Annotated in this window: 5 protein-coding genes and 1 pseudogene; 5 read left to right on the forward strand and 1 reads right to left on the reverse strand. The window is 61.7% G+C overall.

All coding sequences use genetic code 11. The annotated features are described in order from the left end of the window. Nucleotides 1-152, forward strand: a pseudogene (locus ABYW26_RS10165) (ABC transporter permease); the annotation flags it as partial. A gap of 137 nt (nucleotides 153-289) precedes the next feature. Then, nucleotides 290-550: a glycine zipper domain-containing protein gene (locus ABYW26_RS10170; RefSeq protein ID WP_372604729.1), complete on the forward strand. Its 261-nt coding sequence runs from the start codon at nucleotides 290-292 to the stop codon at nucleotides 548-550. 77 nt (nucleotides 551-627) lie between these two features. Here ABYW26_RS10170 and ABYW26_RS10175 read toward each other — a convergent pair whose 3' ends face one another. After that, entirely contained in the window at nucleotides 628-1,275 is a 648-nt protein-coding gene (locus ABYW26_RS10175) for an alpha-ketoglutarate-dependent dioxygenase AlkB (protein ID WP_372604730.1), read from the reverse strand. A 170-nt stretch (nucleotides 1,276-1,445) separates the two neighbouring features. Between ABYW26_RS10175 and dnaK the strand changes: the two genes are divergently transcribed. From dnaK to ABYW26_RS10190, 3 genes are all read left to right on the forward strand, one after another. After that, nucleotides 1,446-3,356 carry a molecular chaperone DnaK gene (gene dnaK / locus ABYW26_RS10180; protein WP_372604731.1) on the forward strand — a complete coding sequence of 637 codons (1,911 nt, stop codon included), beginning with the start codon at nucleotides 1,446-1,448 and terminating at the stop codon, nucleotides 3,354-3,356. Between the two features lie 78 nt (nucleotides 3,357-3,434). Beyond that, nucleotides 3,435-4,592 carry a molecular chaperone DnaJ gene (dnaJ, locus tag ABYW26_RS10185; protein ID WP_372604732.1) on the forward strand — a complete coding sequence of 386 codons (1,158 nt, stop codon included), beginning with the start codon at nucleotides 3,435-3,437 and terminating at the stop codon, nucleotides 4,590-4,592. A 51-nt stretch (nucleotides 4,593-4,643) separates the two neighbouring features. Continuing rightward, the coding region (locus ABYW26_RS10190; protein WP_372604733.1) for a RadC family protein at nucleotides 4,644-5,191 on the forward strand (548 nt) is incomplete at its 3' end.

Raw genomic sequence — 5,191 nt, forward strand, 5'->3', positions numbered from 1 at the left:
AGGCGCGGGGATTCGTTTTCATCAACTACAATCCGCATTTCTCGAACACCACCTATCCGGTGATCCTGTCGGTGGCGTTGTTGGTGATTGGCCTGATGGGTGAATCCTATACCCGAAAACATGCCTCGATCAGTTGGAATGCCAAGCGCTAGACCATTCGTTTAGGCCCGGTCGCTGCTTGCTATCGCATATCAACGCCTTCTGTCCCATCGTCTGCCCAAGCCTGACCTCGCCGAAGATGGGGCCGGTTTCTTACAGGCAAGCACCACCAACGGCATAGGAGACGACCATGAAAAAAATAATTCTCGCACTGATCGCAGCCAGCTTTGTCGCAGCCTGCGACACCCCGGGCGAAACCGTCCTGCTGGGCGCCGCGACCGGCGCCGCCATCGGCAATGCCACCTCTGGCAGAAACGAGACCGAAGCCACCCTGATCGGGGCCGCCGTCGGCGCCGTGGCCGGTGCAGCGGTCGCCGGGGCGAATTCGCCGCCGCAGTGCAAATATGTCTACCCCGACGGTCACGAAGTGGTCGCCGACTGTCCTGAGTAACGAGTGACCTGAGTATGCCCCGGGGTCGCGTTCCCTCATCGCGATCCCTGCCCCGGCGCACGTCCCCGCGCCGGGGCTTAATCCACCACCCGCAGCGTCAGATTGATCCGCCCGCCTTGCGGCAACAACGTGGATGACCCCGGTCTGATCCGGTCGATCCCGTGATAGATCAACCGCGCCGCGCCCCCCATCACCACCACATCGCCCGAGCTTAACCACAGGCTTTCCGTCGTGCCGCCGCGCGTCAGGTTCCCGACGCGAAACAACCCGTCATCGCCTAATGAGACCGAAACCACCGGCCAGGCGAAATCGGCCTCGTCGCGGTCCTGATGCAGGCCCATGCGCGCCCCGGCATCGTAATAATTGATCAGACAGCAATCGGGCATCCGGTCCAGCCCGGTGATACCGTGCCAGATATCCAGAACCCGCTTGGGGATCGGCGGCCAGTCACCGCCGCCCGGATGGCGGTCGGCATAACGATAGCCGCGCCGGTCCGACACCCAGCCCTTGCGCCCGGCCGAGGTCATCCGCACCCGCATCGGCTTGCCATAGGGCGTCATCGGTGAAAACAGCGGCGCCGCCTGCGCCACGTTCCGCAAATCCTCGACCAGCGCCGCCTGATCCGCCGCATCCAGCCAACCCCGAAACACCTGAACCCCGCGCAGCGTCAGGTCCGGAGCCGCCGGATCGGCGGAATCCACGGAATTGACTCGGTTTTTTGACATTCTCCCTCACATTTCCGTCATCGCCGCCGCTTGCAGCGCCCCTGACCCCTCCTTATATACGCCGGGAAGCATGATCGGGATCAACGCCCGATTAAATCTTGGGATCGGGGTTCAGAGGCCTGTTCAGGCTCTGCGCCCCACAACATCGCCGAAGGAAGAGGTAGAGTAATATGGCCAAAGTCATCGGGATTGACCTCGGGACCACCAACAGCTGCGTAGCCATCATGGATGGGTCGCAACCCCGTGTAATCGAAAACGCCGAAGGGGCGCGCACCACGCCCTCGATCGTCGGTTTTACCGACAATGAACGCCTTGTGGGCCAGCCGGCCAAACGTCAGGCTGTGACCAACCCGTCCAACACCGTTTTTGCCGTCAAACGTCTGATCGGCCGCCGCGTGGACGATGCCGAGGTGACCAAAGACAAAGAACACGTCCCCTATTCCATCGTGAATGGCGGCAATGGCGACGCCTGGGTCGAAGTGAATGGCGAGAAATATTCGCCGTCGCAGATCTCGGCCTTCATCCTGCAAAAGATGAAAGAGACCGCCGAAAGCTATCTGGGCGAAGACGTGACTCAGGCCGTGATTACCGTTCCGGCGTATTTCAACGACGCTCAGCGTCAGGCCACCAAAGACGCCGGCAAGATCGCCGGTCTGGAAGTGCTGCGCATCATCAACGAGCCGACCGCGGCTGCGTTGGCCTATGGTCTGGACAAGAAAGAAGCGAGAACCATCGCGGTCTATGACCTTGGTGGCGGCACGTTCGACATCACCATTCTGGAAATCGACGACGGTCTGTTCGAAGTGAAATCGACCAACGGCGACACCTTCCTTGGCGGTGAAGATTTCGACATGCGCATCGTTCGCTATCTGGCCGATGAGTTCAAAAAGGAAAACGGCACCGATCTGACCAAAGACAAGATGGCCCTGCAGCGCCTGAAAGAGGCCGCTGAAAAAGCCAAGATCGAACTGTCGTCCAGCCAGCAAACCGAAATCAACCAGCCGTTCATCGCCATGGATCCGCACAGCGGCACGCCGCTGCACCTGGTGATGAAGCTGACCCGCGCCAAGCTGGAAAGCCTTGTCGGCGACCTGATCAAAGCCTCGATCAAACCGTGCCAGGCCGCGCTGAAAGACGCCGGTCTGTCGACCTCGGATATCGACGAAGTGGTTCTGGTCGGTGGTATGACCCGGATGCCGAAAGTGGTGGAAGAAGTCACCAAGTTCTTCGGCAAAGAACCGCATAAAGGCGTGAACCCGGATGAAGTCGTGGCCATGGGCGCCGCCATTCAGGCCGGTGTTCTGCAGGGCGACGTCAAAGACGTGGTTCTGCTGGACGTGACCCCGCTGAGCCTGGGCATCGAAACCCTTGGCGGCGTGTTCACCCGCCTGATCGACCGCAACACCACGATCCCGACCAAAAAGTCGCAGATCTTCTCGACCGCCGAGGACAACCAGAACGCCGTGACCCTGCGCGTATTCCAGGGTGAACGCGAAATGGCCGCCGACAACAAAATGTTGGGCCAGTTCAATCTGGAAGACATCCCGCCGGCTCCGCGCGGCCTGCCGCAGATCGAAGTCACCTTTGACATCGACGCCAACGGCATCGTCGAAGTGGGCGCCAAGGACAAAGGCACCGGTCGCGAGCAGAAAATCACCATTCAGGCATCGGGCGGCCTGTCCGACGCCGATATCGAGAAAATGGTGAAAGACGCCGAAGCCAACGCCGAGGCCGACAAAGAACGCCGCGAACTGGTCGAAGCCAAGAACCAGGCCGAAAGCCTGATCCACTCGACCGAAAAGTCGATGGAAGAGTTCTCGGACAAGGTCGACCCGACCACGATCGAAGCCATCGAGCTGGCCATCTCTGCCCTCAAGGACACGATGGAAAGCAACGACGCCGGCAAGATCAAATCGGGCATCCAGAACGTAACCGAAGCCGCGATGAAACTGGGCGAGGCCATCTACAAGTCGCAGCAGGAAGCTGCTGGCGAGGCCGATGCCGGTGACGAACCGCGTGGCGTTGACGACGATATCGTCGATGCCGACTTCGAAGATCTGGACGACGACAAGCGTTCCTAAGATCTGCACCCGCGCACAGGCCGGTCCGGTGACTCCACCGGGCCGGCCCACGCGTTCCCCCCTCAGAGGGATCAAGAAATGTCAAAACGCGACTTTTACGAGGTTCTGGGGGTTCAAAAGGGCGCCTCGGCCGACGAACTGAAAAAGGCCTATCGGAAAAAAGCCAAAGAGCTTCACCCGGACCGCAATTCCGACAACCCGAATGCCGAGTCTCAGTTCAAAGAAGTGAACGAGGCCTACGACACCCTGAAAGACCCCGACAAAAAAGCGGCTTATGACCGCTTTGGCCATGCAGCTTTCGAAGGCGGCATGGGTGGCCCCGGTCGTGGCGGCCCGCGCGGCGGCTTTGGCGGTCAGGGCGATTTCGCCTCGGCATTTTCCGATGTGTTCGACGATCTGTTCGGCGATTTCATGGGCGGTCGCGGCGGTGGCGGCGGACGCCAGCGCGCGGCGCGCGGCTCGGACCTGCGCTATAACCTGCGGATCACGCTGGAAGAGGCCCACGCCGGCCTGCAAAAAACCATCAACGTGCCGACCTCGGTCGCGTGCTCGGGCTGTAACGGCACCGGGGCCGAAAGCGGCGCTGAACCCACCGCTTGCCCGACCTGTTCGGGCATGGGCAAAGTGCGCGCGCAACAAGGCTTTTTCACGGTCGAGCGCACCTGCCCGACCTGTGGCGGTCTGGGCCAGATCATCAAGAACCCCTGCAAATCCTGCGGCGGGGCCGGCCGCGTGCAAAAAGACCGCACACTGAACGTCAACATCCCCGCCGGCGTCGAAACCGGCACTCGCATTCGTCTGGCTGGCGAAGGCGAGGCCGGATTGCGCGGCGGCCCGACCGGCGATCTCTATATCTTCATCGAAGTCGCCGATCACCCGATCTTTGAACGCGACGGCGTGCACCTGTCCTGTCTGGTGCCGATCTCGGTGACCACCGCGGCGCTGGGCGGCGATATCGAAGTGCCGACCATCGACGGCGGCCGCAGCCGGGTGAAAATCCCCGCAGGCAGCCAAACCGGTAAACAGATGCGCCTGCGTGGCAAAGGCATGCCCGCCCTGCGCGGCGCCGCCCATGGCGACATGTTCATCGAACTGGCCGTCGAAACGCCGGTGAACCTGACGTCGAAACAAAAAGACCTGCTGCGCGAGTTCGAGCGCCTGAGCGAGGACAACAACCCCGAAAGCAGCGACTTTTTCGGCCGGGTGAAAACCTTTTGGGACCAGATGAAGAAATAGCGCCTCAGCAGCGTTAACTTTTCATTCAACAGAATCGATCAGGGTCGGCCCATGCGTCGGCCCTTATCATTTTCCGAGCCGCAGCTTCCGCTGTTCACGGCTGAACCGCCTGCCCCCGTGCTGGCCCCCGGCCCGCGCCTGCCTTCCTACCTGCGCGACCACCGCAAACGCCTGCGCGCCCGGTTTCTCGATGGTGGCGCCGCCGCGATGCCCGATTACGAAATGCTGGAACTGGTGCTGTTCCGCGCCCTGCCGCGTCAGGACGTCAAACCGCTGGCCCGCGCGCTCATGGACCGGTTCGGCGATTTCAACCGCGTGCTTTCGGCCCCGCCCGCCCGCCTGAGCGAGGTGGACGGCGTCGGCGACGCGGTCATCACCGAACTTAAAATCGTCGAGGCCGCCGCCCACCGCCTTGCCCGCGCCCGCGTCATCGATCGCCCGGTGATCTCGGGTTGGGACGCGGTGATCGACTATTGCCACACCACGATGGCCCACCGCGAAACCGAACAATTCCGTGTCCTGTTCCTTGACCGAAAAAACGTGCTGATCGCGGACGAAGAACAGGCACGCGGCACGGTCGATCATGTGCCGGTCTACCC

It is taken from the genome of Actibacterium sp., from assembly GCF_041584535.1.
Lineage (GTDB): Bacteria > Pseudomonadota > Alphaproteobacteria > Rhodobacterales > Rhodobacteraceae > Actibacterium_D.